Genomic DNA, 24,291 nt, shown 5'->3' with positions numbered 1-24,291 from the left:
CTTGTGGGTCAGGCGCGGGCCTTGAGTTCGTGGACGTCGGCGCGTTTGCCCTGTACCAGCGGCAGGACTTCCTGGCCGATGCGCAGGGCTTCTTCCAGGTGCGGGTTGCCGGCAAGGATGAAGGTGGAGAAACCGGCGTCGCGGTACTCGGCGAGGCGCTCGGCGACGTTCTCGTGGCTGCCGACGAGACCGATGGTCGGGCCTGGCTTGGCCTTGCCGAAGCCGGCCCAGAGATTGGGGCCGAGGATCAGGTCGTCGAAGCGCTCGACGTTCTGGTGGTAGGCGGTCTGCCGCGCGGCACCGACCGAGTCCGAACCGGTGGCGAAGTTCTTGATGAAGGCGCTGGTGCGCGCGTCGATGCGCTCGTACTGGCGGCGCAGCTCGCTCCAGGCGGCCTCTTCGGTCTCGCGTGCGAACAGGTCGATGCGGATGCCGAAGCGGATTTCACGGCCCTGCTTGTCGGCCAGCTCGCGCACGCGTTCCAGGTGCGGCTTGAGCTTGTCGATGGGTTCGGCCCAGTTCAGGTAGACGTCGGCGTGTTTCGCCGCGACGTCCAGCGCCGGGTCGGAGAAGCCGGAGAAGTACACGCCGGGTTTGCGCACGTTGCGTAGCGCGATCGGCAGCGAGCCGTTCTCCAGTTGGTAGATATCGCCCTGGTAGGAGAACTGCTCGTTCTTCCACAGGCCGTCGATGATGTCGAGGAACTCGCCGGTGCGCTGGTAGCGCTTGTCGTGCTCGAGGAAGTCGCCGTTGGCGCGCTGGCTGGCGGGGTTGCCGCCGGTGATGATGTTCCACTCCAGGCGGCCGCGGGACAGATGCTGGAGGATCGCCGCCTGCTGCGCGGCATAGGCCGGCAGGGTCCAGGCGGCCTGGAAGGCGATGAGGAATTTGATCCGACGGGTTTCGCGGGCCAGCGCGGCGGCGGCGATCCACGGCTCCGGCCCGGTGGGCAGCAGCGCACCTTCGAAGCCGGCGATCTCGGCGGCCTTGGCCACCTGGGCGATGTAGTCGATGTAGGTGAAACCGTCCGGCTCACCGTTAGGCAGACGTCCCGGGGCGATGTTGCCAGGGCGCTCGATGTGGCTGCCGCGGTTGTTCTTGTCCGAGGCGAGATAGGGACCGTCGCTGCCCAGCGGCAGTCGCCAGAAGAATTCGGTGCTCATGGGCTTGCTCCTTTGCTTTGCGGGGGGCAGCGTCGTGCTGCTCGTGCAGGGTCTTGAGCAAGGGCTGTGCCCAAAGGCTGGAGGCCAGGCGGGGCGGGGCTTTCAGGACAGTGTGCTGCGATAGCAGCAGGGCGTTTGTCTGTACAGCAGCAGTGGGGCAGCAGGGGATGCTGGGCGGGCAGCAATTTCGGCAGCGTTCAGACCGTTTCAGCCCTCATGCGCATTCGCGTTGTTCATAAATGGCTGATTTTGTTGAGTATTTTTTAATGGCACAAGTCCTGCTCAGTCACTGGAACACCGCCACGCGGTTCATCCATTCCCGACTGCCAGGAGGCATTCCATGTCCACCCTCGATCCGCAACTTGCCAACCAGCTCGAACAGGTTCGCCGTGACTTCGCCAAGGCCTTCCGCGTGCTCAAGGAAAGCCGCACTCTCACCGCCACCAATACCTACCAGGCCTATGTGCGAGTGCCGGACAGCGACAAGGTGATTGCCGTCCATGCACCCAACCCGTGGGCGGACGACCAGGAAATCCGTGCCGTGATCTCGACCTGGGACGGCGAGGTGATCCTCGACGAAAGCATCGCCGGAGCGACCCCGCTCAGCGGTCGTGGCGCCGGCGGCAACGGCAAGCGCTATGCGGCAATCTTCCAGGCGCGCCCGGAAATCAACGTGGTGATCCACGTGCACACGCCCTACCTCGGCGGCTGGGCCAGCGCCCACCGCGTGTTGCCGATCCGCTATGCCGCTTCCCAGCGCGTGACCCTGGCCCGTGAGCTGCCGATCTACATCGACCGCCGCCAGCCCGAGCCGCTGTTCATCCTCGATCGCATTGCCGAGAACCCGCATACCCCGGCCATCCTCGAAGCCAACGGCGGCGCGACCTTCTGGGGCGAGGACCTGATCAAGGCGTCCAAGCTGATCCTGCTGATCGAGGAAGGCGCCTACTTCCAGGGCCTCGCCGAAGGCCTCGGCGGCTCCCAGGAATTCGGCCCCGGCGTGCTGGAGCAGCAATGGAAAATGACCGGCCTCTGGGAGCAGGGCCAGAAGCTGCTGGGCGCGGCGGCCTGAGTATTCGCCTGAACTGAAAAAGCCCTCTTGCGAGGGCTTTTCTTTGGCTGTTCGTAGGAGCGAGCTTGCTCGCGAACCGAGTCCGCCGCAGGGTTTGTTCGCGAGCAAGCTCGCTCCTACACATGTGCGCTCAACTGCTGGTGCGTCTGCGTACGGCTCGCTCGAAAACGCTCTCCGCCCACTGGTTCAGGCTCTTGCCGGACGCCTTGGCCGCAATGGCGGCGGCGGCGTGAACCTCGGGGCGGATGCGCAGCATGATCTTGCCGGACGCCGGCTTCTCCGGTTCTACACCGCGCGCCGCACAGTCGACCAGGTAATCCTCAACGGCATCCTGGAAGGCGGCATGGAGCCCACCAACGCTGTCGGCATGGAAGCTGATGATGTCGTTCACTCCCAGCAGGCGGCCAACGAAGAGGTCATCACGATCGTCGAATTCAATACGGGCGGTGTAACCCTTGTAGGTCATGCGGCTCATGTTTCCACTCCAGCCCGACGCAGGAATTCGCGGGCTTCCTCGACCTGGTAACGCTTGGCCTCCTTGCCCGGATGCGGGCGATGGCAGCGCCAGGTCTGACCATGCAGAACCAATTTCACCCGTGACCCTTCACGCTCCTCCACGGTGCCGCCCAGATGCAGAACCAGAGCTTCGATGTCGGTAAAGACTATCGATGCACTGGCTGGCGTGCGGAAGATCATGGCGAGGGTTTTGCGGTGGCGGTTCTGCATCCAGAAATGCTATCGAGATATGATAGCACTCTGTGGTTGCCATTTCCTCGAGATGGGCCGGCCACCTCGGATGCTTTTGTAGGAGCGAGGGGGCGCCCAGTTCTTGCTCGCGAACCGAGCCCGCCGCGGGGTTTGTTCGCGAGCAAGCTCGCTCCTACACGCGACGGCCTATCCGGCGCGTCTCATTCGATGGAAAGCTCGATGGTGAGGTTCCCTGCAAGTGTCGATTCGGTCAGGCGGCTAGCGGCGGCTCTGCCGCGCGCCAGCGCAGCCCCAGCGGCAGCAGGAACAGCGGCAACAGGCTGGCGACGATCAGCACCGCGAAGAACGGCAGGCGCGAGGGGAGGCTGAACAGCGGGAACAGCAGCACCGGGCCTAGGAACATCGACAGGTACAGCGCCTGTTCGGCCACGCCGCCGGCGCCCATCACGTCGCCGCCACGGCTCATGCGTGGGATGCTGGTGAATACCCAGGCGACCACGAAGCTGCCGACGAAGCCCTGGACGATCTTCGCCACGATGGCGGTGGACGCCGCGATGCCGGGGATGAATACCAGGACCTCCAACACCACCCCGATCAGCGCGCCGCCGACCACGGCCAGCGGGCCGAAGAAGCGCAGGTTGAGCACAAAGCCGGCGAGCAACCCGGCCAGCACGCTGGAGAGGATGCCGATGGTGGAGATCACGCCGATGGTCGACGGTGCCACGCCCAGGCTGTGGATAAAGTAGTCCGGGGTGATGGTCACCAGGCCCAGCGCCACGGTCAGCGGCGCGCCCACCGCCAGCGCCAGGCGCAGCACGGACGGGTCGGCATAGAGGCGGAAGGTCTGGCGCAGGGAATGGCGTTCACTGCGGGTCGCCAGGTTCACCGATGGCAGCAGCGGGGTCGCCAGCAGCAGGGCCAGTAGTACCAGGGCATGACCGCTGAAGGCGTTGCGCCACTCGCCATGCTGGCCGCCGACATAGGGCGCCACGGCGAAGATCGCGATGGCGCCGCCCAGCGGCGAGGCTACCGACCAGAACGCCAGCGCTGTGGTGCGGCGGCGGCCTTCGGTGGTGTGTACCAGCAGAGCGAGTGCGGCGAGCACCACGCTGATGTAACCGGCGCCTTCGATGACGCGCAGGGCAATCAGGGTAGTGAAGTCTTCGCTGCGGCTCGCCAGGTAGCTGCATGCCGCCGCCAGCAGCAGGCCGAAGACGATGGCGCGGCGCTCGCCGACCCGCGCCACGATCCAGTTTACCAGGGGAGAGGCGAGGGCGGCGACTACCGCCACCGCCGACACGACCCAGCTGGCCCGCGAGGGGCTGACCGAGAAAGCGTTGGCGATGTCGGCGACCAGCAGGATGGTCTTGCCGTGGCACGCTGCGATGATCACAGCGAAGGCGAGGGTGAGCAGGATCGAGGGCCAGCTTCCGGCACGCATCGGGGAATCCTCTTCAAGGGTTTGGTTGGAATGACTATTTGTGGGGCCTGTGCAGGCGCGTTCCCCTCACCCCAGCCCTCTCCCTCTGGAGAGGGAGCAGTCCGTGCCGGCTGTCGCGGTCGTTTCATCCAGCGCCGAACGGTCCTCTCCCTCCGGGAGAGGGAGCAGTTCGTGCCGGCTGACGCGGTCGTTCCATCCTGCGCCGAACGGTCCCCTCTCCCGCGTGCGGGAGAGGGTTAGGGAGAGGGGCTTTTGAAGCGCCTCAGCGCCGCGAAATATTCAGGACCTGGAGTTCGCTGAAGGCCTCATAACCGCGTTGCCCGCCTTCGTAGCCGAGCCCGCTCCACTTGTGCCCGCCCTTGGGCGCGCCGGGCTGGATGTGGCCGTGCTGGTTGACCCAGGCCAGGCCCGCCTCCAGCTGCGCCGCAATGGCTTCGCCGCGCGCCAGGTCGCGGGTCCACACCGAGGCGCCGAGGCCGTAGTGGCTGGCGTTGGCCTGGGCAATGGCGTCCTCTTCGTTGCGGAAGGAGATCACCGGCAACACCGGGCCGAACTGTTCCTCGTCCACCAGCGCGACGCCGGCCGCCACGCCGCTGACCAGGGTCGGCGGGTAGAAGTAGCCGGGCCCTTCGGGCCGTACGCCGCCACTGTGGATTTGCGCGCCGTGTGCCTTGGCGTCTTCCACCAGGGCGATGACCCGTTCCAGTTGCTGCGCGTTGGTCAGCGGCCCCAGTTCCGTCTGCGGGTCGAGCCCATGCCCGAGGCGGGTGTGCTGGGCGCGCTCGGCGAGTTTCGCCAGCAGGGGCTCGAACAGGCTTTCATGCACGTACAGGCGCTTGATCGCAAAGCACACCTGGCCGCTGTTCCAGAAGGCGCCCCAGAACACTGGTTCGACGATGGCGTCGAGGTCGGCGTCTTCCAGCACCAGCGCTGCATCGTTGCCACCCAGCTCCAGGGTCAGGCGTTTCAGGTCGTCCGCCGCGCCGGCATACAGGCGCTTGCCGGTGGTGACGCTGCCGGTGAAGGTGACGTGGCGCACTCGCGGATGGCGCACCAGATGTTCGCCGACTTCGCCGGCACCGGCGATCACGTTGAGCACGCCGGCAGGGAACACATCACCCAGCAGTTGCGCCAGCAGCAGAGTGGACAGCGGCGTGTGCTCAGAGGGCTTGGCCACCAGGGTATTGCCGGCGTGCAGGGCGGGCGCGATCTTCAGCACCAGCAGGATCAGCGGGACGTTCCATGGGGTGATCGCGGCGACCACACCCAGGGGTTTGCGGGTGATGCGCACCAGGCGCTCGCCGTCGTCGCGCAGTGACGTGTCGGCGGGCAGCTCGAGGTGCGCGTGGTGTTCGAAGGTGGCGGCGACGCCGGCCACTTCCTCCAGCGTCGAGCGCAGCGGGCGACCCTGCTCGCGGGTAATCAGCTCGGCCAGCGCCTGGGCGTTCTCGCGCACGCGTTGGGCAGCGAGGGCCAGGCTATGGCGGCGTGCGTCCAGATCGGCGGCCCAGGCCGGGAAGGCCCGGTGCGCGGCGTCCACCGCCGCGTCGACCTGCTCCCGGCTGGCGCGGGCGGCTTCGCCGACGAGTGCTTCGCTGGCCGGGTCGATCACCCGGTCATAGTGCTCGGCCGCCTGGAGGCGACCATCGATCAGCAGTTCATAGCGTGACATGGCGAGTTCCTCAGGCACCGCCCAGGATGGCATCGGCGATCTTCTCGGCGAGCATCAGGGTCGGCAGGTTGGTGTTGGCGGTGGGGATCACCGGGATGATCGACGCGTCGGCAACGCGCAGGCCCTCGACGCCATGGACGCGACCGGCGCTATCGACCACGGCCTGCGGGTCATCGGCAGCGCCGATGCGGCAGGTGCCGCTGGGATGCCAGACGCCGCCGATGTGGCGGCGCAGGTAGGCGTCCAGCGCCGCGTCGTCGGCCAGCAGGGCCTCCAGTTTCGGCCCGCCGGGCTGAGGCACGGCGAATGGGGTGAGCGCCAGTTGCAGGTCGTAGCGCGCCAGGACCGGGTGCTTGAACAGGCGCTGGATGATGCGTAGCGCCACGCGTGCGCGTTGCAGGTCGCGCGGGTCGGATAGCAGGTTGAAATCGACTTGCGGCGGGCTCGCCGGGTCGCGGTCGCGCAGGCTCAAGCGGCCGCTGGAGCTGGGCTTGTTGATCCAGAACAGCGCGTGAGCGACGCCGCGCTCGGCGTCTGCGCCGATGGCCAGGTAGAGGTCCGAGGGGGTGTCCGGATCGACGCCCGAGGACACCCGGATACCCAGTTGGTGAGACGTGCCGGGCCGCGCCAGCACGGCATCCGAGCGCGCGGCATCGCCCAGGGTAGCCAGGGTGCCGAGCGAGCTGTGCTCCCACAGATTGCCACCAACGCCGGGGCGGTCGGCGATCACCTCGATGCCCAGCTCCTGCAACTGGCTGGCCGGGCCGATGCCGCTACGCAGCAGGAAGGCTGGCGATTGCAGCGCACCGGCGGCGAGGATGACTTCGCCGGCTTCCACAGCGACGCGCTCGCCATCGCGCAGCAGTTCGACGCCAGTGATACGCGTGCCTTCACGCAGCAGGCCGAGCACCTGGCTGCCGGTCCACAGCGTCAGGTTGGGCCGTGCGCGCACCGCTTCGTCGAGGTAGCCACGGGCAGCGGACACGCGCTGGCCATGCTCCAGGTTTACCGCCGGGGCGAAGTAGCCGTCGTCGAACACGCCGTTCTGGTCGCCGATGTCGCGCAGGCCTTCGGCTTGCAGTGCCGAGACCACGGAGCGGGTGAAGGGCGTCCAGTCGCGGCTGGAGACGCGGTTGATCGGGATCGGTCCGTCGTGCCCGTGCAGTGGGCCGGCGTAATCGGTGTCGCGCTCAAGCTTGCGGAAGTACGGCAGCACGTCGTCCCAGCCCCAGCCTTCGGCGCCCAGTTCGGCCCACTGGTCGTAGTCGCGCGGCAGGCCGCGGTTGGCCACCAGCACGTTGACACTGGAGCCACCACCGAGCACGCGGGCCTGTTCGAGGTAGCGTTCGGGGCGCTCCACACCTTCGGGCTGCGCGCCATGGCGGACGCTCAGGTCCGGCCAGAAGTAGCGCTCGCGCAGCTCCAGGCGCAGGCGGAAGGGATTGTGGCCGTCGAGGATTTCCGCCGGCGTGGCGTGCGGCGGGGTGTCCGGGCCGGCCTCGATGAGCAGGACGCGGCGCTGCGGATCGGCGGAAAGGCGCCCGGCGAGAACGCTGCCTGCGCTGCCGCCGCCGACGATGATGTGGTCGTAGCGAGGAGTGGTCATGTCGCCTCCCGACCCGGCGCTCCCGCACCGGGCGTGTGCAGGGTGATCAGAAGCCGACGGAGATGCCGGCGACCAGGGCGCGCGGTGCGCCTTTGTAGTACTTCGGCGCGCCGTAGAAATCGCCGTCGGCCGGGTCGGCGGAGACCGTCCCCGAGTTCACGCCCGACAGATAGTGCTTGTCGAAGACGTTGTTGAGGTTGAGCGTCAGGGTGGTTTCCTTCAGCGCGCTGCCCAGGTCCTTGAGGCGGTAGCCGAGGTTGGCGTCGAACACGGTGTAGCCGCCGATCTTCTCGTTGTTCGCCAGGTCGCCATAGAAGCTGCCGGTGTGGCGGCCGAGGAAGTTGGCGTAGAAGGTCTGGTTGTCGTAGCCGATGCCGGCACTGAACAGGTTGCGCGGAGTGTCGTAGAGCTGGTTTCCCTTGGTATCGAGGCTGGCGCCGCCGGCGCTGTAGTCGTCATCCTGGGTGGAGCGCAGGTAGGTCCAGGAGGCGAAATAGTTGAAGTTCGCCGGCAGCAGGCCGTTGAGCGCCAACTCCAGGCCCTTGGTGGTGACGTCGCCTGCGTTGAAGTAGGAGGTGACGCCGGAGACTTCCTCGAACGCCGCCTGGCGATCCTTGAACTTGTCGTAGAACAACGCCGCGCTGAGCAGTACGTCATCGGTGCTGTAGCGCCAGCCGATCTCCTGGTTCCAGGTGACTTCCGGCTTCTGCTTGTCGCCGCCGTTGGCCTGGCCGTACACCGCCGCCACCGCCGGAGTGCGCATGTTCGAGGTGGTGTTGTAGTAGAGCTGTTGTTGCGGGTCGAGCTGGTAGGCAAGGCTCAGGCTGGGCAGGAAGCGATAGTAGTCGGCGCTGTCGCCGAAGCCACTGAGACGGTCGTCGCCCTTGTTCTGCGTGTGCTGCCAGGCCAGGCCGCCGGTGAGCACGAGCTGCGAGGTGATGTCCCAGGTGTCCTGTACCCAGAGCTTCTGGGTGGTGATCTCGTTGCGCTGGTCGGTGAAGTAGATGGCGTTGCCGTTGCCGTCACGCAGCTTGTGGCTACCGTCGATGCCGGCGGGCTTGCCGTTGCCCTTGATCTCGACCACCGGGAACTGGTTGCGGGCGTGGGTGTAGTCGGTCCACAGGCCCAGTTGCAGGGTGTGGTCGTCGTTGACCAGGAAGTCCAGCGTATTGGTGGAGCCGATGCGGTACTGCGTCGGGTAGACGCTGAGCGCGCCAGTCACCAGCGGGTCGATGCTGTCGCCGTCGCCATTGAGATCGGCGTTGACCTTGTTCTCGTTGACCGGCACCACGGCCACGGCGGCGGTGCCGTCGGTGACGCGGACGAAATACGGGTCGACCTTCAGCTGGACCTTGTCGGAGAGGTTGAACAGGCCATTGAGCGCGTAGGTCTGGATCTTGAAGTCGGCGCGCGAGGCCGCGGCGCTCTGGCCGGGGACGGTGACGTCGGGCACGCCGTTGGTGCCGTTGCCCTTGGTCGGGTAGATGTCGCGCGGGTAACCCTGGTCGTACTTATTGGCGCGGTACTCAGCCAGCGTCGGGTGGTTGTAGCTGTTGGTGCGCATCAGGAAGCTGGAGAAGATGCCGTTGATGCGGTTGCCGTCCCACTCGTATTGCAGGTTGCCTTCATAGCGGTTGGAGGACAGCTCGCCGCCGCTGTTGTCCCACAGGTCGGCGGTGGTGCGCGAGGCCGAGAGCCAGGCGGAGAAGCCGTTCACCTCGCCGGTGTTGACCCGCGCGAAGGTGCGGAACAGGCTGTCGCTGCCGACGTTCTGCTTCACCAGCAGGCCGCTTTCCTTGGTCGGCGCCACGGACTTGATCAGCACGCTGCCGCCGCTGGCAGTAAGAGTCGAGGCGTTGATCGAGGAGGAACCGTAAAGCACTGACACCGACTCGTAGTTTTCCGGGTCGCCCATGAAGTCGGCGTGGGGCGTGAGGAACTGCGGATCGTTGAGCGGGATGCCGTCGCGGACGAAGCCGATCTGGTCCTGGGAGAAGCCGCGGATGTTCAACCCGCCTTCTGTAATACCGCTGTTGTCGCCGCCGCTGACGTGCACGCCGGGCAAGTATTTGAGGGCTCCGGTGACGGCGCTGTCGAGGCCGACGAATTTCTCCAGCTGGGATTTGGTCAACGTGCCCTTGGAGACTGGCGCGACTTCCTTGCGGGCGTCGCCGACCTGGGTTTCCTGACCTTGGCCCTCGACGGTCACGGTACTCAGCGTGACGCCTTCAGGGGATTTCGAATCATCGGAAAGTGCAACTTCCGTGTTGAATAAAAGAGCGCTGGATAATGCTATCGCCAGCGGTTTTAGGCGGAACTCTCTTGCATGCTTCATGGCAGTCACTCGGGGCTTTTAATACGTTATGAGTGAGCTAGAGCAAGCTCTGTGCCATGCGTTTTAGAGCGGTTAAAGGCGGTTTTAGGGTGTTTTTCTGCTGTTGCTGCAGCAACTGCTTTTACAGTGGTGCTGGCGCAGCTACTTGTTATGAACAGTGCTTCGGAAAGTGCTGCGCTAAAAAGATAAAGCCCCGCTATCGGGGGCTTTATTGTTTGGCTGAGTTGTCTTGTGTTCAGGGTTGTCGGGCGACGGTTCTTGCCTGCTCTTTCCAGAATCCTTCGAGCTGCTGATTCTTCAATCCCTGCTCGACGAACTTCGGTTCCAGCAGGTCATCCACCTTCACCTCGTTGCGGATCAGTTTCGCCTTGAGGCTGTATGCGATGCCATCGGTGTAGTGCTGGCGCAGGGCGTCGTCGTAGAGCGGGGAGAAGTGCGCCGACCAGGGCTCGCCGGAGACCTCGCGCTGCAACACGCTCAGCGGTACGCCGGAGCGGGTCTGGGCGTCCTGGTAAGCCGCCTGGTTGGCGTCCTGGGAAACCCACCACGCGGCCTTCAGGTAGGCGTCCACCACCAGTTGGGTGAGGTCGGGATGTTCCTTCACGAAGTCCTTCGCGCCCCAGACTTCGGCGCGCATCTTCCAGTCCGCGGGTGCCTCCTTGCTTGACCAGATGATGCGGCCGACCTGCTTGTCTTCCAGCAGGAAGGCGTCGCTCAGGGTGAAGAACGCATCCACCCGCCCGGCGCTCAATGCAGCGGCGCCGGCCTGGGGGTTGAGGTTGAAGATGCGGAAGTCCTCGAAGCCCAGGTGGTTGGCTTCCAGCAGCTTGGCGAACGACAGTTCCCACGGCCGACCACGGTGCAGGGCGATGCGCTTGCCCTTGAGGTCGGCGATGGATTTCGCTGTCGATCCCGGCGGCACTACGAGGTAGACGTTGTTGCCGATGCCGCCGGGGACGATCAGTTGGGTCTGCACACCCGAGGCGTTGGCGATGATCGACGGCAGGTCGCCGTAGAAGGCGAAGTCGATACGCTTGTTGGCGAATTCCTCGTTGACGAAGGTGCCCACCGAACCGGTGGCGGCGGGCACCCATTCCAGCTTGATATTGCGCTGCGCCAGTTGCTGCTCCAGCCACTTGTCGCGGTCGATCACGTACGAGGGGCCGTTGAAGGTGATCTGCCCGGCGTTGGCGTAGGCCACCGTAGCGATGCGCAGGGTGGTGGGTTGCTCGGCGGCCAGTGCGTGGCCTGCGAGCAGCACGACGGCTGGCAACAGGCGGCGCAACGTGCGATGGATCAGGGACATGGCGGTTACCTCGCTCAGAAGTCGGTGGTGACCGAGACGCCGAAGGTGCGTGGGTCACCGAACATCACGGCGGCGGTCTGGTAGCCGCCGGGCAGGGTGTGGTTGCGGTATTCCTTGTCGGTCAGGTTGTTCACGTAGGCGGTGACGCGGGTGGTTTCGCCCGGCAGCTCGTAGGTCACCCGCGCATTGCCCAGGGTGTAGCCGCCGCTGCGCATGTTGGCGCTCTGGTCGTTGGTGAAGAAGTACTGGCGGCTGCGGGTGTTCCAGTCGGTACCGAGGATCACCGCGCCACCCACGTTCAGGGGGATGCGATAGTCGGCGCCAATCACCGCCGAGACGCTGGGCGCGCGGACGAAGTGGTTGCCGGAGTAGTCGTCGGTGCCCGAGGTGTAGTCGGTGAACTCGGTGTGCAGCAGGCCCAGGCCGAAGTTGACATGGAGGTTCTGCACCGGGATGGCTTCGAGTTCGAACTCGGCGCCGTAGGCCTCGCCCTGGGCGCCGTTGGCCAGGCGCGAGACGGTCTGGTTGTTCACCGCGGTGACGATGTTGAGCTGGATGTCCTTGTAGTCGTAGTAGAAGACGCTGGCGTTGGCGTTCAGGCGGCCATCGAACCACTCCGACTTCAGGCCCAGTTCATAGGAGGTGAGGTATTCCGGGTCGACCTTGGCCACCGTGGCCTGGCTGGTGACGCCGGCGTTGTAGCCGCCGGAGCGGAAGCCGCGGGCATAGCGGAAGTAGGCGCGGGCGTTGTCGGAGATCCGGTACTCCGGCGTCAGGTCCCAGCTGTAGTCGCTCCAGGTGTTGCTCTCATCCTGGGTGGCGTTGACGATCAACGGCGTCTCGACGTTGCCCGGCTGCCACCAGTGGCCATCGCCGAAGCTGGCGGCGCCCCGGTTGACCAGGCGCGCCAGGTCGATGTCCTTGGTCTCGCGGGTCCAGCGCAGGCCGGCGGTGAGGCTGAAGTCGTCGGTGAAGTTGTAGGTGGTGCTGCCGAAGATGGCGTAGCTCTCGGTCTTCTGGTCGTAGCTGACGTTGTTGTAGTAGCTGGGGACGTAGACGTTGGGCAGCGCGGCGTTGGCGTTCTTCGATTCCAGGTCTTCGTTGAAGTAATGGAAGCCCAGCACCCAGTTCAGGCGGTCGCTGCGCGGCGAGGCCAGGCGCAGTTCCTGTGACCACTGCTGGCTGTCGGCATAGCTGTAGCTGCGCTGCAATTCCAGCGGGGTGTTGTCGCTGTCGGTCCAGCCGTCGCGGGTGAAGTGTTCGAAGGCGGTGATGGAGGTCAGCTCCAGCTCGCCCAGTTGCCAGACCAGGTTGAGGTTGCTGCCGGCCTGGTCGATCTCGGCCTGGTACTTGGCGTTGAAGTTGGCCTTGCCCAGTTCCGGATCGATGGAATAGCCGAACTGGTTGGTGCCGTTGGGCCGGGTACCGTAGCTCACCGTGTTGTAGCTGGCGGTGTCGTGGTAGTGGCGGGCGTGAACGTTGAGGTTGGCGTCGAGGTTGTCGTTCACCCGCGCGGCCAGCTGCAGGCGCACGGCGTCGTCTTCCAGCGCGCCCTGGTCGTTGCCATCGTTCTTGTTCTCGGTGTAGCCGTCGCGGCCCTGGTGGTGGAAGGACACGCGCCCGGCCAGCTTGTCGTCGACCAGCGCATCGCTCACCGCGCCTTCGACGATGCGGTTGGCGTAATTGCCCATGTCGACCTTGAAATAGCCCTCGGGGCTGAAGGTCGGCTTGCGCGAGATGAAGTTGATCGCGCCGCCCGTGGTGTTCTTGCCCCACAGCGTGCCCTGCGGGCCGCGCAGCACTTCCACGCGCTCCTGGTCGAACAACGGGAAGCCGGTGGCGCTGATGTTGGCGATATACACGTCGTCGACGTAGATGCCGATCGGGCTGACGGTGTTGGCGCCCTGATCGCCCGTGCCCAACCCGCGAATCCACCAGCGCGGACGGCCATGGCCATCGGTGGTGCCGGCGGAGGCGTTGGGGGTGTAGCGGGTGACTTCGTTGGCCGATTGCAGCGAGGCATCGCGGATTTTCTCGCCGCTCAGCACGGTGATTGGCGCCGGTACTTCCTGCACCGACTCTTCGCGCTTCTGCGCGGTCACCACCACCTTGCCGAGGGTCGGTGCGGCGCTGCTGTCCTCCTTGGTCTGCGTCTCGCCGTCAGCGGCATGGACGGCGACGCTGGCGAGGCTCGCCAGGATCGCGAGGGAAAGGGTGTTGCGTTTGAACATGGTGTCCCCAGGGGGCGGCGAAAGGACGGCTGGCTCTGTGGTGCTCGGTCGTCGCCGCAAGGCATGAAGCTGTTATTGCGTTGCTCTTGTACTGGCTCACGCGTGATGAAGGCCGGAAGGCTTGCCGGGAACATCGCAACATCCGTACCGCTTTCGCGTTGAATGTTAAATGGCTGATACAAAAGGGTTTTTTATGTTTGTTGCGGGCGCTGTGCTGCTGGGGCAGCAGTCCATGCTGGGCCATCGCTGCCTGGGCAGCAGCGCGGCAGCAGGTTCTCCGCGGCTTTCGTCGAACTGCCGTGGGAACGCCATTTGCAGCTGATAAGCTGGTCTCTCTGAAGCCCTGGAGTTGGCGATGAACACGCTTCTGCCGGAGCAACCCCTGCAATGCTTCCCGCGCAATCTGCGCGGCCGCGATTTCGTGGTGGGGGATGTGCACGGCCATTTCGAATTGCTGCAGCGATTGCTCGACCAGGTCGGATTCGATCCGGCCGTCGATCGCCTGTTCGCCGCCGGCGACCTGGTGGACCGCGGCCCCTATTCCCCGCAGGTGCTGGATTGGTTGGCCAAACCCTGGTTCGCCTCGGTGCGCGGCAACCACGAGCAACTGGTGATCGACGTGGTGCTGGCCGGCGATGACCGCGACCTGCACTTCCGCAATGGCGGTGCCTGGCTGTACAAGCTCACGCCCGTGACTCGCGAACGCATCGCCCACCGGCTGCAACAATTGCCGCTGGTGATCGAAGTCGAACTGGGGGATGGGCGCCGCGCGGGCATCGTGCATGCCGAGGCACCGGTCTCACCGGCATTTCCGGACTGGGACAGCGGCGTCGCTGCGCTGGCCGGCGAGCTGGGTGAAACCGCCCGGCGCAATGCCGTTGGCCTGGCCATGTGGGCACGCACGCGGATCGAGAAGGAGGACACCACGCTCATCGACGGGCTGGAGCGCCTGTATGTCGGCCATACCGCGCAAGGCGCCGTGCGCCCGCTGGGCAATACCCACTACATCGACACGGGCAGCGGCTACGCCGACGGTTGCCTGAGCATCGTCGACATGCACAGTGGTGAAGTGGAAACGGCGGCCGCCCGCTGAGCGACCGCCGGGACGATCACTCGCCGCGGATGTACTGTTCCAGTTGCTGGATCAGCTCGGCCTGTTCGGCGATGGCGGCCTTCACCAGGTCGCCGATGGACAGCAGCCCGAGCAGCTCGCCGTTCTCCACCACCGGCAGGTGGCGCAGGTGGCGCTCGGTCATGATGCCCATGCACTTGTCGACGTTGAGGTGGGTGTCCACGGTGATCACTGGCGCGGTCATCACCGCGCTGATCGGCGTGTCTTCCGAATTGCGCCCCTTGAGCGCCAGGCGCCGGGCGTAATCGCGCTCGCTGAAGAAGCCGACCAGCTGGTTGGCCTCCACCACCGGCAGGCCGCCGAGGTTCTTTTCCGCCATCAGGCGCAATGCATCGATCACCAGCGCATCCGGGGCGATGGTGTAAACCTGCTGGTCCGCCTTGGCGTTCAACAGCTGAGCCACAGTCTTCATTCCTACCCCCTGTTCGTCGTTCACGGCGCGATACCCGTGGTTCATAGAGAATCGTGGACGAATCGCGATCCGGCAAGGTCGCAAAGCGGCGTCCGCCGTCACGACAGCGTCATCCGCCCGCGACGCGACTTATACTGTGATTCCCTTCCCCTTATCCCCCCACGAAAGACCGGCCATGACTGACGACGATCTCGACCTCCACGAGCCTGAACACGACCACCTGCTGGACCTCGATGACGACCTCGACGGCCTGCTGGAGGAGGACGCGGCGTTCTTCGAGGATCAGCCCGACGATCATGAGGACGGCGACGAGGAAGCGGACGAGTATCAGCCGGGCCTGGATGACGAGGACTGGTAGAGGACCGACCTCCGGACGATATCCGGGCGTCATGATTGGCTGGCAGAATGCCGGCCAGACAATAAAGAGAAAGCATCATGCGCAACATCACGCTCGCCCTGGCCGTCTCCCTGCTCTGTGGATGCTCCTCGGACGTCCGCCGGGATGACCGCACCGCGCCCATCTCCCTCTATCGAGACACCCGCCACGTGATGGTGGTGAACTTCCAGCCCGATCCCACGGTGGCGGCCAACCCGCGCTGGGGCGCGCTGAAGGCCAGCTGGCGTGAGGCGCTGCGCGACGAGGCGGGGTCGGCGGACTACCAGCTCACCGAACAGGACGGCGAACCGCGCGCCACCGACACCCTGTCCACCCTGGTGGTGATCGAGGTCGGCGCCGGCCATAGCGCGAACAACCGCACGAGCAGCGATGGCGAGGAATGGATCGCCTCGACCGTGCGTTACCACGATGGCCTGACCGGCCAGCTGCTCGCCTCGCGTCGCTACGAGAGCGAAGCCGATGGTGATCTGTTCAGCTCCATGAGCTCTTCCGAAGTCAGCGCAGTGTCCGAGCAGATCGTCGAGGAAATCACCGGCGCCCTGCTGGTGGCGCGACCATCCCGCAGCCTGCCGACGCCTCTGCCCGCCACCACGCCGGCGCAGCCGCCCGAGGCCGTGCCGCAGCCGATGTCGCCCACCGCGGCGGAAACCGTCGCCCACGTCTCGCAGCCGTTGACCAAGGAGCAGCGCCTGATGGAATTGCAGCGGCGCAACCTGCCGTATGAGGAATACCGCGACGAGTACCAGCGGATCATGGGGCGCTGAACGCCCGCACGCTGTAAAGCGATCATCGGCGGCTGCTAGAACCAGCCGCCGCTCGACAATTCCTGCTCGCAGCTCTTGTACTGGGCGCCGTACAGCGACGCGCGTGCCTGGACCTTCTGTGACGTCGTCTTCAGCCACGGCTTGGCGTCGTAGCTGCGGTTGCGATAGCCGCCCCAGCCCTCGTGGTAGTTCAGATACTGGCCGTAAGCATCCCACTTGGAGACGCGATTCACGCTGTAGGTCTTGTTCATGTACCAGCCCATGAAGTCCAGCGCGTCGGCGAAGTCGTCGCGGTCCGCGCCCCAGCCTCCCGCCTCTTTCTTGTAGTCCGCCCAGGTTTCGTCCTTGGCCTGGGCGTAGCCATAGGCGGAACTGACCCGGCCCCAGGGGATGAAGCCGAGGAAGTAGTAACGCGGTGGCAGGGCGTCGTGTTTGAAGGAGGACTCCTGGTACATCATCGCCATCGGCACCTGGACGGTCCCGCCCCAGCGCTTCTGCACCTTCAGCGCCGCTTCGTGCCATGCGGGCTTCTCGCGAAAGATCTCGCAGAGGTTCTCGGGGTGCGCCGGCGGCTTGGTGGCACAGCCGGCAAGGGCCAGGAGCAGGGCTGGCAGCAGAAGCCGAAGCATGGGCGGTTTGTCCTTTTCTCGCGCGATCGCGCAAGGCTTATACAGCCTCTGGTGGCGAAGAGGAATCGTCGGGCATCGAGCCCCGGCCTCGAAGCCTGGCGGTGCGCTCGGCCAGCCCGGCAGTGGCGGCAGAGGCCGCCCGAAGCACTGGGGGGCTGCGACGCTTTTCCTCCAGGTGACCGGATGGCGTCTGGTAAAGCCTGATGGCAAAATGAGGCCATCGATGACAAGGAGGTTGCCGTGCGCCGTATTTCTCTCGCTCTGCTATTGATTGCCCTCACCGCCACCAGTGGCTGCGCTGTGAAGAAGAACTTCTATGCCTCCGGCGGCAGTCGTGCGGACGGCACCGTTGACCTCGCCTACGACGTCCAGCAGTTCGAACAGCCGGTTGTCGACATATCGCAGGCCCAGGCCATCGCCAAGTCCAAGTGTCAGGTGTGGGGCTATCAGGATGCTGAGGCCTTTGGCGGTCAGACCCAGCACTGCAACCAGTTCAATGGCTACGGCACCTGCATCGCCGCTCAGATCGTTGTGAAATACCAGTGCCTGGGCAATCTGGGCACCCAGGTCGGCCAGAATGCTCCAACTCCCCTACAGACGCAGCCGCAAGCCCAAGCCGGCGCCTCGGGATCGTTGAACAAAGCCCAATGGCAGCAGCAACAACTGCAAATGCTGCAGTCGACGCCGATGTCCTACGAGGAATACCAGCGTCGCTATCAGCAGATAATGGCGCAGTAAAGCCGAGGTACTGGCGAAAACAAAAAGGCCCGCATCTGCGGGCCTTTTTTGTGGCTTCCCTTGAACAGAGAGGCGAAGAGAATGGCGCACCAGGCGGGATTCGAACCCACGACCCCTGCCTTCGGAGGGCAGTACTCTATCCAGCTGAGCTACTGGTGCGTATGCCGCGGCTGGCGCGGCAGGCGGCAATCATACGCATCTCCCGTGCGGGCGTCCAATATGGGTACGCTCGTTCATGATATCGAACGAAAACAGCCGCCTGTCGGTAGAAATCCTCCGAAAACCCCCTGCAACCTGATACCTTCGTTGGTTTTGTCGAACGAGCTATTGCCCTTTGCAGTCGAGGGCCCTAGGATTCGTTTGAGATTTCAAACGCCTCCCCATCACAACAACAGGAGACCGGAGAATTGGCATCACACCAGCCGGCCATCAGCCTGCGGGATGACAGTCTTCCGTTGCACCCACCGCATGTCCCTTGTGACAGGTCTCCGTGCGGCTTCCGTCGATCAGCGTACCGGAAGGTTGTAGGGCAGTCGTACTCCTGGGCCGAGCCCGGGAATCTGCGCGTGAACGAGTTCAACCAGACCGGGCAATGACCTGGGCCTGCGTTTTTTCGTGTCCGCATGCCGAGCGAACTAAGAGCCGTTCGCCTGGCGTCGCCTCCATAGCAGGGCGACATTCGCATCCAGGGTCGATAATGGTCGGCCGGGGCGAATGAACGGCAGAGACTGCGGTCTCTCCCATCCAGACAACAAGGCAGGCGGGGACTCGAGGTAGACCCGCTGTCCACAGGCTTTCCTCGAAAGGAGACAGGTCATGCAACTCAATGATGCCAAGCTGTTCCGCCAACAGGCTTACATTGACGGTTCCTGGGTCGACGCCGACAACGGCAAGACCATCAACGTGAACAACCCGGCCACCAACGAGATCATCGGCACCGTGCCGAAGATGGGCGCCGACGAGACTCGTCGTGCCATCGAAGCCGCCGACAAGGCCCTGCCGGCCTGGCGTGCGCTGACCGCCAAGGAGCGCGCCAACAAGCTGCGCAAGTGGTTCGACCTGATGATTGCCAACCAGGACGACCTGGCTCGCCTGATGACCATCGAGCAGGGCAAGCCGCTGGCCGAAGCCAAGGGCGAGATCGCTTACGCCGCCTCCTTCCTCGAGTGGTTCGGCGAAGAAGCCAAGCGCATCTACGGCGACACCATCCCAGGCCACCAGCCCGATAAGCGCATCATCGTGATCAAGCAGCCGATCGGCGTTACCGCGGCCATCACCCCGTGGAACTTCCCGTCCGCAATGATCACCCGTAAAGCCGGCCCGGCCCTGGCCGCTGGCTGCACCATGGTGCTCAAGCCTGCTTCGCAGACTCCGTACTCCGCCCTGGCCCTGGCCGAACTGGCCGAGCGCGCCGGCATTCCGAAGGGCGTGTTCAGCGTCGTCACCGGCAGCGCCGGCGAAGTCGGCGGTGAGCTGACCAGCAACCCGATCGTGCGCAAGCTGACCTTCACCGGCTCCACCGAGATCGGTCGCCAGCTGATGGCCGAATGCGCCAAGGACATCAAGAAAGTGTCCCTGGAACTGGGCGGCAACGCTCCGTTCATCGTGTTCGACGATGCCGACCTGGACGCCGCCGTCGAAGGCGCGCTGATCTCCAAGTACCGCAACAACGGCCAGACCTGCGTCTGCGCCAACCGCCTGTACGTACAGGACGGCGTGTACGACGCCTTTGTCGAGAAGCTGAAGGTCGCCGTGGCCAAGCTGAACATCGGCAACGGCCTGGAGCAGGGCGTCACCACCGGCCCGCTGATCGATTCCAAGGCGGTTGCCAAGGTCGAAGAGCACATTGCCGACGCCGTTTCCAAGGGCGCCAAAGTCCTCACTGGCGGCAAGCCGCACAGCCTGGGCGGCACCTTCTTCGAGCCGACCATCCTGGTCGACGTACCCAAGAGCGCCCTGGTGTCCAAGGACGAAACCTTCGGCCCGCTGGCGCCGGTGTTCCGCTTCAAGGACGAGGCCGAAGTCATCGCCATGTCCAACGACACCGAGTTCGGCCTGGCTTCCTACTTCTACGCCCGCGACCTGGCCCGCGTGTTCCGCGTTGCCGAGCAGCTGGAATACGGCATGGTGGGTATCAACACCGGCCTGATCTCCAACGAAGTCGCGCCGTTCGGCGGCATCAAGGCCTCGGGCCTGGGCCGTGAAGGTTCGAAGTACGGCATCGAGGACTACCTCGAAGTCAAATACCTCTGCCTCGGCGGTATCTGATCCGTTTTTTCCGTGGGCGCGGGGTGGCAGGCAAGAGCTGACAGCCACCTTCGCGTCGGCGTTTTCCGGTGGTAGCACCGGACAACCCGTCTGGCGGGCCGCAAGTTCCACGACAGTCGATCATCGTATGCTGTCGCGTGAGGCTTCTCCCCGCTTTCATCCTTTGATCCGGTCGCCCGATGAGCGGCCACTGAGGAAGCTATGAGCAAAACCAACGAATCCCTGCTGCAACGTCGTCAGGCCGCCGTACCGCGCGGTGTAGGCCAGATCCACCCGGTCGTCGCCGAGCGCGCCGAGAACTCCACCGTGTGGGACGTCGAAGGTCGTGAGTACATCGACTTCGCCGGCGGCATTGCCGTACTGAACACCGGCCACCTGCACCCGAAAGTGGTTGCCGCCGTTCAGGAGCAACTGACCAAGCTGACCCACACCTGCTTCCAGGTGCTGGCGTACGAGCCCTACATCGAGCTGGCCGAAGAAATCGCCAAGCGCGTTCCGGGCAATTTCCCGAAGAAGACCCTGCTGGTCACCTCCGGCTCCGAAGCCGTTGAGAACGCCGTCAAGATCGCCCGTGCCGCCACCGGCCGCGCTGGCGTGATCGCCTTCACCGGCGCTTACCACGGCCGTACCATGATGACCCTGGGCCTGACCGGCAAGGTCGTTCCGTACTCCGCTGGCATGGGCCTGATGCCGGGCGGCATCTTCCGCGCCCTGGCTCCGTGCGAACTGCACGGCGTGAGCGAAGACGAATCCATCGCCAGCATCGAGCGCATCTTCAAGAACGACGCTCAACCGCGCGACATCGCTGCCATCATCATCGAGCCGGTTCAGGGCGAAGGTGGCTTCTACGTCAACTCCAAGGCCTTCATGCAGCGCCTGCGCGCCCTGTGCGACGAGCACGGCATCCTGCTGATCGCTGACGAAGTACAGACCGGCGCTGGCCGTACCGGCACCTTCTTCGCCACCGAGCAACTGGGCATCGTTCCGGACCTGACCACCTTCGCCAAGTCCGTTGGCGGTGGTTTCCCGATCTCCGGTGTTTCCGGTAAAGCCGAAATCATGGACGCCATCGCTCCCGGCGGCCTGGGCGGCACCTACGCCGGTAGCCCGATCGCTTGCGCCGCGGCCCTGGCCGTGCTGAAAGTGTTCGACGAAGAGAAGCTGCTGGAGCGTTCGCAAGCCGTTGGCGAAAGCCTGAAGGCTGGTCTGCGCGACATCCAGGCCAAGCACAAGGTAATCGGCGACGTTCGTGGCCTGGGTTCGATGATTGCCATCGAGCTGTTCGAAGGCGGCGATCACAACAAGCCGGCCGCTGAGCTGGTCAGCAAGATCGTGGTTCGTGCCCGTGAGAAAGGTCTGATCCTGCTCTCTTGCGGTACCTACTACAACGTGATCCGCTTCCTGATGCCCGTCACCATCCCTGACGCGCAGCTGGAAAAAGGCCTGGCCATTCTGGCCGAGTGCTTCGACGAACTGGCCTGAGCCTTACCGCTCTAACGGTTCAAGAAAAAGGCCCGCGCAAGCGGGCCTTTTTTTGTGCGTTCTTATCGCGTTTGTTTGTGTGAATTGTCCACCGAAGTTGATGGCGCGCATGGGAAGCTCGTGGGCTTTGGACTACGCTGCGCAGTATCCGAAGGCCGTTGGCCGGCGGCATCCGAAGGACCGGGCACGTGGCAGGGAAGGCTCAGGATCGGTTGTTTCCGCCCGCGGCGGCATACGTCCCGAACGAGGTGCGATCCATGAGCGTTTCTCCCGGCGTGCTGGTCGCTGCCAGTGATCCCTGGAGCCGCGAGCTGCTTGGCCAACTGGTGCTGAGCGTGCGTTGCGATGCGACCGTCGAATTCTGCGAGGACGGTGATACCGCCATCGAGGCGTGTCGCCGGCATCCCTTCGTCCTGATCCTGGCCGAGCGCGAGCTGCCCGGCAGCGACGGCCTGGAATTGCTCCGCCACGTGCGCATGCGCCGTCGCGGGCCGGTCGCCCAGCCATTCATCCTGATCAGCTCCAAGGCCGATGCCGCCAGCGTGCGCGCTGCCTTGCCGCTCGCGCCTACGGCCTATCTGGTCAAGCCCTTCAATGCCGAGAACCTGCGCGAACGCCTGCGCTCGCTGCTGCTGTCGCCAGGGGAAAGCGTCGTCTGCGAGCTGCCGACCCTGGAGCAGAGCCTGTCGCTGGAGCGCTTCCTGCAGACCGAGCGCGACGCCACCGAGGGCGCACCGCTGATGGGCGAGGTGGGCGCGGCGGTGAACCGCTGCATGGAGGCCAGCGATATCAACCTGGAAATGCTCGAGCAGCAGTTCGGCCACGATCCGCAGATCACCGCGTGCCTGATCTCCGCCGCCAACAGCGCCGCGCGGCACGTCGGCATGCCCTGCCAGACACTGATGCAGGCGCTGTCGCGCCTGGGCGTGGCGCAGGCGCTGAACCTGATGCTGGCGGTGGCGCTGCAGCGCGCCGCGACTCTCGCCGACCCGCTGCTGAAAGAGCGTGCCGAGCGCTTCTGGGAATTGTCCCGGCATACCGCCGACGCCGCTTTCGCCCTGGCCGAGTCCCTGGGGGCTGATGCCGACCGTTGCTTTACCGCCGGCCTGCTGCACTGCCTGGGCGATCTCGCCCTGCTGCGCAGCCTGCAGGACTGGCACAGCGCCGGCGGCGAGCTGAGCGAGGGGGATGTGGATAAGGCCCTGAAGGAGCACGGTGCGAGCTTTGGCTCCGCCCTGCGTACCCGGTGGCGCCTGCCGCTGGAGTTGCGCAACCTGATCGCGGCGGCCTATGCCATCGATAACGGCGTGTTCAGCCGCGAGGCGCTGATCGTCAACCTGGCTTCCAGCGCAGCGCGCTTGCCAGAGGATCAACTGCCTGCACTGAGCGAACACAAGGCGGCGCGGATGCTGCGGCTAACGCCGGCACAGCTGGGCTTTCTAGGCAGAAGCTGAAACGAAAAAGGCCGCGTCGATTGACGCGGCCTTTGCTTCTGGCGAGTAGCGCGATCAGCGCGAAGCCAGCAGTTCCTTGCCGCGCACGACAGCGGCGCGGACCTGGTTCGGCGCAGTGCCGCCGATGTGGTCGCGGGCGTTCACCGAGCCTTCCAGGGTCAGCACGGCGAATACGTCGTCGTCGATCTGGTCGCTGAACTGGCGCAGCTCGTCCAGGCTCATCTCCGCCAGGTCCTTGCCGCTGTCCACGCCGTACTTCACGGCGTGGCCGACGATCTCGTGGCAGTCACGGAACGGCAGGCCGCGGCGCACCAGGTAGTCGGCCAGGTCAGTGGCGGTGGAGAAGCCCCGGCGGGCCGCTTCGCGCATGATCTCGCGCTTGGGCTTGATCGCCGGAACCATGTCGGCGAAGGCACGCAGGCTGTCGCGCAGGGTGTCGGCGGCGTCGAACAGCGGTTCCTTGTCTTCCTGGTTGTCCTTGTTGTACGCCAGCGGCTGGCCTTTCATCAGGGTCAGCAGCCCGGCGAGGTGGCCAAACACGCGGCCGGACTTGCCACGCACCAGTTCCGGTACGTCCGGGTTCTTCTTCTGCGGCATGATCGAGGAGCCGGTGCAGAAGCGGTCGGGAAGGTCGATGAACTGGAACTGGGCGCTGGTCCACAGCACCAGCTCTTCGGAGAAGCGCGACAGGTGCATCATCGCCACGGCGGCGGCGGCGCAGAATTCGATGGCGAAGTCACGGTCGGATACGCCGTCCAGCGAATTGCCGGAGATCGCTTCGAATCCCAGTAGTTCGCAGGTGATGGTCCGGTCGATCGGGTAGGTGGTACCCGCCAGCGCGGCGCTGCCCAGGGGCATGCGGTTGGCGCGCTTGCGGCAGTCCACCAGACGCTCGTAGTCGCGGCTGAGCATCTCGAACCAGGCCAGCAGGTGGTGGCCGAAGGTCACCGGCTGCGCGGTCTGCAGATGGGTGAAGCCGGGCATGATGGTGTCCGCTTCGGCGTCCGCCAGGCCCAGCAGGCCCTGCTGCAGGCGGGTGATTTCGGCAAGGATCAGGTCGATCTCGTCGCGCAGCCACAGGCGGATGTCGGTGGCCACCTGGTCGTTGCGCGAACGACCGGTGTGCAGTTTCTTGCCGGTGATGCCGATGCGGTCGGTCAGGCGCGCTTCGATGTTCATGTGCACGTCTTCCAGGTCGACGCGCCAGTCGAAGGTGCCGGCCTCGATCTCGCTCTGGATCTGCTTGAGGCCGTCGATGATGGTGTCGCGCTCAGCGTCGGTCAGCACGCCGACCTTGGCCAGCATGGTCGCGTGGGCCATGGAGCCCATGATGTCGTGGCGGTAGAGGCGCTTGTCGAAGTCGACGGAAGCGGTGAAGCGGGCGACAAAGGCATCGACGGGCTCGCTGAAGCGGCCGCCCCAGGACTGGTTGGTCTTCTCTACGCTCATGGATCTCTCTCGCTGAAACGGGCAGGCGCGGC

The 24,291-nt window shown here is 65.1% G+C and carries 20 protein-coding genes and 1 tRNA gene; 8 read left to right on the top strand and 13 right to left on the bottom strand.

Going from position 1 to position 24,291, the window contains the following annotated elements:
* Window positions 1-8 precede the first annotated feature (8 nt).
* Window positions 9-1,163, bottom strand: a complete 1,155-nt coding sequence (locus AC2T4A_RS03300; protein WP_486742717.1) for an LLM class flavin-dependent oxidoreductase — start codon at window positions 1,161-1,163, stop codon at window positions 9-11.
* A gap of 340 nt (window positions 1,164-1,503) precedes the next feature.
* Here AC2T4A_RS03300 and AC2T4A_RS03295 point away from each other — a divergent pair, with 340 nt between their 5' ends.
* Window positions 1,504-2,235, top strand: coding sequence for a class II aldolase/adducin family protein (locus AC2T4A_RS03295; RefSeq protein WP_416743732.1), 732 nt, complete (start codon window positions 1,504-1,506; stop codon window positions 2,233-2,235).
* Window positions 2,236-2,365: 130 nt separating this feature from the next.
* Here the strand turns inward: AC2T4A_RS03295 and AC2T4A_RS03290 are convergent, their stop codons facing one another.
* The 8 genes from AC2T4A_RS03290 to AC2T4A_RS03255 all read right to left on the bottom strand — a co-directional run bounded on the left by AC2T4A_RS03290 (window position 2,366) and on the right by AC2T4A_RS03255 (window position 13,534).
* On the bottom strand, window positions 2,366-2,710 hold the full coding sequence (locus AC2T4A_RS03290; protein ID WP_416743731.1) for a type II toxin-antitoxin system HicB family antitoxin: 345 nt from the start codon (window positions 2,708-2,710) through the stop codon (window positions 2,366-2,368).
* Complete coding sequence (locus tag AC2T4A_RS03285) at window positions 2,707-2,961, bottom strand: type II toxin-antitoxin system HicA family toxin (protein WP_486742716.1); 255 nt, start codon at window positions 2,959-2,961, stop codon at window positions 2,707-2,709. The genes AC2T4A_RS03290 and AC2T4A_RS03285 overlap by 4 nt, the downstream gene beginning before the upstream one ends.
* A 232-nt stretch (window positions 2,962-3,193) precedes the next feature.
* Window positions 3,194-4,384: an MFS transporter gene (locus tag AC2T4A_RS03280; protein WP_486742715.1), complete on the bottom strand. Its 1,191-nt coding sequence runs from the start codon at window positions 4,382-4,384 to the stop codon at window positions 3,194-3,196.
* A 262-nt stretch (window positions 4,385-4,646) separates the two neighbouring features.
* On the bottom strand, window positions 4,647-6,056 hold the full coding sequence (locus AC2T4A_RS03275; protein ID WP_416743728.1) for an aldehyde dehydrogenase family protein: 1,410 nt from the start codon (window positions 6,054-6,056) through the stop codon (window positions 4,647-4,649).
* Between the two features lie 10 nt (window positions 6,057-6,066).
* On the bottom strand, window positions 6,067-7,662 hold the full coding sequence (locus tag AC2T4A_RS03270; RefSeq protein WP_486742714.1) for a GMC family oxidoreductase: 1,596 nt from the start codon (window positions 7,660-7,662) through the stop codon (window positions 6,067-6,069).
* Between the two features lie 46 nt (window positions 7,663-7,708).
* A complete protein-coding gene (locus AC2T4A_RS03265; RefSeq protein WP_486742713.1) occupies window positions 7,709-9,871 on the bottom strand; it encodes a TonB-dependent receptor family protein in 2,163 nt (720 codons plus the stop codon).
* A 361-nt stretch (window positions 9,872-10,232) separates the two neighbouring features.
* Window positions 10,233-11,303 carry an ABC transporter substrate-binding protein gene (locus AC2T4A_RS03260; RefSeq protein WP_416743723.1) on the bottom strand — a complete coding sequence of 357 codons (1,071 nt, stop codon included), beginning with the start codon at window positions 11,301-11,303 and terminating at the stop codon, window positions 10,233-10,235.
* 14 nt (window positions 11,304-11,317) lie between these two features.
* A complete protein-coding gene (locus AC2T4A_RS03255) occupies window positions 11,318-13,534 on the bottom strand; it encodes a TonB-dependent receptor (RefSeq protein ID WP_486742711.1) in 2,217 nt (738 codons plus the stop codon).
* A 355-nt stretch (window positions 13,535-13,889) separates the two neighbouring features.
* Here AC2T4A_RS03255 and AC2T4A_RS03250 point away from each other — a divergent pair, with 355 nt between their 5' ends.
* Window positions 13,890-14,627, top strand: coding sequence for a metallophosphoesterase (locus AC2T4A_RS03250; RefSeq protein ID WP_486742710.1), 738 nt, complete (start codon window positions 13,890-13,892; stop codon window positions 14,625-14,627).
* A 16-nt stretch (window positions 14,628-14,643) separates the two neighbouring features.
* Here AC2T4A_RS03250 and AC2T4A_RS03245 read toward each other — a convergent pair whose 3' ends face one another.
* On the bottom strand, window positions 14,644-15,078 hold the full coding sequence (locus AC2T4A_RS03245) for a CBS domain-containing protein (protein ID WP_081518744.1): 435 nt from the start codon (window positions 15,076-15,078) through the stop codon (window positions 14,644-14,646).
* A gap of 175 nt (window positions 15,079-15,253) precedes the next feature.
* Here AC2T4A_RS03245 and AC2T4A_RS03240 point away from each other — a divergent pair, with 175 nt between their 5' ends.
* The gene (locus tag AC2T4A_RS03240; protein ID WP_416743719.1) at window positions 15,254-15,436 is read left to right on the top strand and encodes a hypothetical protein; all 183 of its coding nucleotides are present in this window, start codon (window positions 15,254-15,256) and stop codon (window positions 15,434-15,436) included.
* A gap of 77 nt (window positions 15,437-15,513) precedes the next feature.
* Window positions 15,514-16,239 carry a hypothetical protein gene (locus AC2T4A_RS03235; protein WP_486742709.1) on the top strand — a complete coding sequence of 242 codons (726 nt, stop codon included), beginning with the start codon at window positions 15,514-15,516 and terminating at the stop codon, window positions 16,237-16,239.
* Between the two features lie 35 nt (window positions 16,240-16,274).
* Here the strand turns inward: AC2T4A_RS03235 and AC2T4A_RS03230 are convergent, their stop codons facing one another.
* Window positions 16,275-16,868 carry a transglycosylase SLT domain-containing protein gene (locus tag AC2T4A_RS03230; protein ID WP_416743716.1) on the bottom strand — a complete coding sequence of 198 codons (594 nt, stop codon included), beginning with the start codon at window positions 16,866-16,868 and terminating at the stop codon, window positions 16,275-16,277.
* Between the two features lie 240 nt (window positions 16,869-17,108).
* Here AC2T4A_RS03230 and yecR point away from each other — a divergent pair, with 240 nt between their 5' ends.
* A complete protein-coding gene (yecR, locus tag AC2T4A_RS03225) occupies window positions 17,109-17,606 on the top strand; it encodes a YecR family lipoprotein (protein WP_486742708.1) in 498 nt (165 codons plus the stop codon).
* A gap of 82 nt (window positions 17,607-17,688) precedes the next feature.
* Here yecR and AC2T4A_RS03220 read toward each other — a convergent pair.
* Window positions 17,689-17,765: transfer RNA gene (locus tag AC2T4A_RS03220), tRNA-Arg, on the bottom strand.
* A gap of 657 nt (window positions 17,766-18,422) precedes the next feature.
* Here AC2T4A_RS03220 and gabD point away from each other — a divergent pair.
* The 3 genes from gabD (at window position 18,423) to AC2T4A_RS03205 (ending at window position 22,810) form a co-directional block, all read left to right on the top strand.
* Entirely contained in the window at window positions 18,423-19,874 is a 1,452-nt protein-coding gene (gene gabD, locus AC2T4A_RS03215; RefSeq protein WP_184586317.1) for an NADP-dependent succinate-semialdehyde dehydrogenase, read from the top strand.
* Window positions 19,875-20,075: 201 nt separating this feature from the next.
* The gene (gene gabT / locus AC2T4A_RS03210; protein ID WP_045213232.1) at window positions 20,076-21,356 is read left to right on the top strand and encodes a 4-aminobutyrate--2-oxoglutarate transaminase; all 1,281 of its coding nucleotides are present in this window, start codon (window positions 20,076-20,078) and stop codon (window positions 21,354-21,356) included.
* 257 nt (window positions 21,357-21,613) lie between these two features.
* The gene (locus AC2T4A_RS03205) at window positions 21,614-22,810 is read left to right on the top strand and encodes an HDOD domain-containing protein (RefSeq protein ID WP_486742706.1); all 1,197 of its coding nucleotides are present in this window, start codon (window positions 21,614-21,616) and stop codon (window positions 22,808-22,810) included.
* A gap of 54 nt (window positions 22,811-22,864) precedes the next feature.
* On the opposite strand, the gene argH is transcribed toward AC2T4A_RS03205, so the two are convergent.
* Window positions 22,865-24,259, bottom strand: a complete 1,395-nt coding sequence (gene argH, locus AC2T4A_RS03200; RefSeq protein WP_037014656.1) for an argininosuccinate lyase — start codon at window positions 24,257-24,259, stop codon at window positions 22,865-22,867.
* Window positions 24,260-24,291: the final 32 nt, after the last annotated feature.

This window comes from Pseudomonas sp. PVC-3-1, assembly GCF_057444315.1.
Note: the sequence above shows the minus strand (reverse complement) of the source record. Positions and strands in the feature narration are given on the sequence as shown.

Excerpts from the sequence above, each read along its gene's own strand:
- AC2T4A_RS03250 (WP_486742710.1), top strand. The coding sequence starts at position 13,890 with ATGAACACGCTTCTGCCGGAGCAACCCCTGCAATGCTTCCCGCGCAAT.
- AC2T4A_RS03270 (WP_486742714.1), bottom strand. The coding sequence starts at position 7,662 with ATGACCACTCCTCGCTACGACCACATCATCGTCGGCGGCGGCAGCGCA.
- AC2T4A_RS03275 (WP_416743728.1), bottom strand. The coding sequence starts at position 6,056 with ATGTCACGCTATGAACTGCTGATCGATGGTCGCCTCCAGGCGGCCGAG.
- gabD (WP_184586317.1), top strand. The coding sequence starts at position 18,423 with ATGCAACTCAATGATGCCAAGCTGTTCCGCCAACAGGCTTACATTGAC.
- gabT (WP_045213232.1), top strand. The coding sequence starts at position 20,076 with ATGAGCAAAACCAACGAATCCCTGCTGCAACGTCGTCAGGCCGCCGTA.
- AC2T4A_RS03300 (WP_486742717.1), bottom strand. The coding sequence starts at position 1,163 with ATGAGCACCGAATTCTTCTGGCGACTGCCGCTGGGCAGCGACGGTCCC.
- AC2T4A_RS03245 (WP_081518744.1), bottom strand. The coding sequence starts at position 15,078 with ATGAAGACTGTGGCTCAGCTGTTGAACGCCAAGGCGGACCAGCAGGTT.
- AC2T4A_RS03235 (WP_486742709.1), top strand. The coding sequence starts at position 15,514 with ATGCGCAACATCACGCTCGCCCTGGCCGTCTCCCTGCTCTGTGGATGC.
- AC2T4A_RS03205 (WP_486742706.1), top strand. The coding sequence starts at position 21,614 with ATGAGCGTTTCTCCCGGCGTGCTGGTCGCTGCCAGTGATCCCTGGAGC.
- AC2T4A_RS03280 (WP_486742715.1), bottom strand. The coding sequence starts at position 4,384 with ATGCGTGCCGGAAGCTGGCCCTCGATCCTGCTCACCCTCGCCTTCGCT.
- AC2T4A_RS03295 (WP_416743732.1), top strand. The coding sequence starts at position 1,504 with ATGTCCACCCTCGATCCGCAACTTGCCAACCAGCTCGAACAGGTTCGC.
- AC2T4A_RS03230 (WP_416743716.1), bottom strand. The coding sequence starts at position 16,868 with ATGCTTCGGCTTCTGCTGCCAGCCCTGCTCCTGGCCCTTGCCGGCTGT.
- AC2T4A_RS03290 (WP_416743731.1), bottom strand. The coding sequence starts at position 2,710 with ATGAGCCGCATGACCTACAAGGGTTACACCGCCCGTATTGAATTCGAC.
- AC2T4A_RS03260 (WP_416743723.1), bottom strand. The coding sequence starts at position 11,303 with ATGTCCCTGATCCATCGCACGTTGCGCCGCCTGTTGCCAGCCGTCGTG.
- AC2T4A_RS03285 (WP_486742716.1), bottom strand. The coding sequence starts at position 2,961 with ATGCAGAACCGCCACCGCAAAACCCTCGCCATGATCTTCCGCACGCCA.
- argH (WP_037014656.1), bottom strand. The coding sequence starts at position 24,259 with ATGAGCGTAGAGAAGACCAACCAGTCCTGGGGCGGCCGCTTCAGCGAG.
- AC2T4A_RS03255 (WP_486742711.1), bottom strand. The coding sequence starts at position 13,534 with ATGTTCAAACGCAACACCCTTTCCCTCGCGATCCTGGCGAGCCTCGCC.
- AC2T4A_RS03240 (WP_416743719.1), top strand. The coding sequence starts at position 15,254 with ATGACTGACGACGATCTCGACCTCCACGAGCCTGAACACGACCACCTG.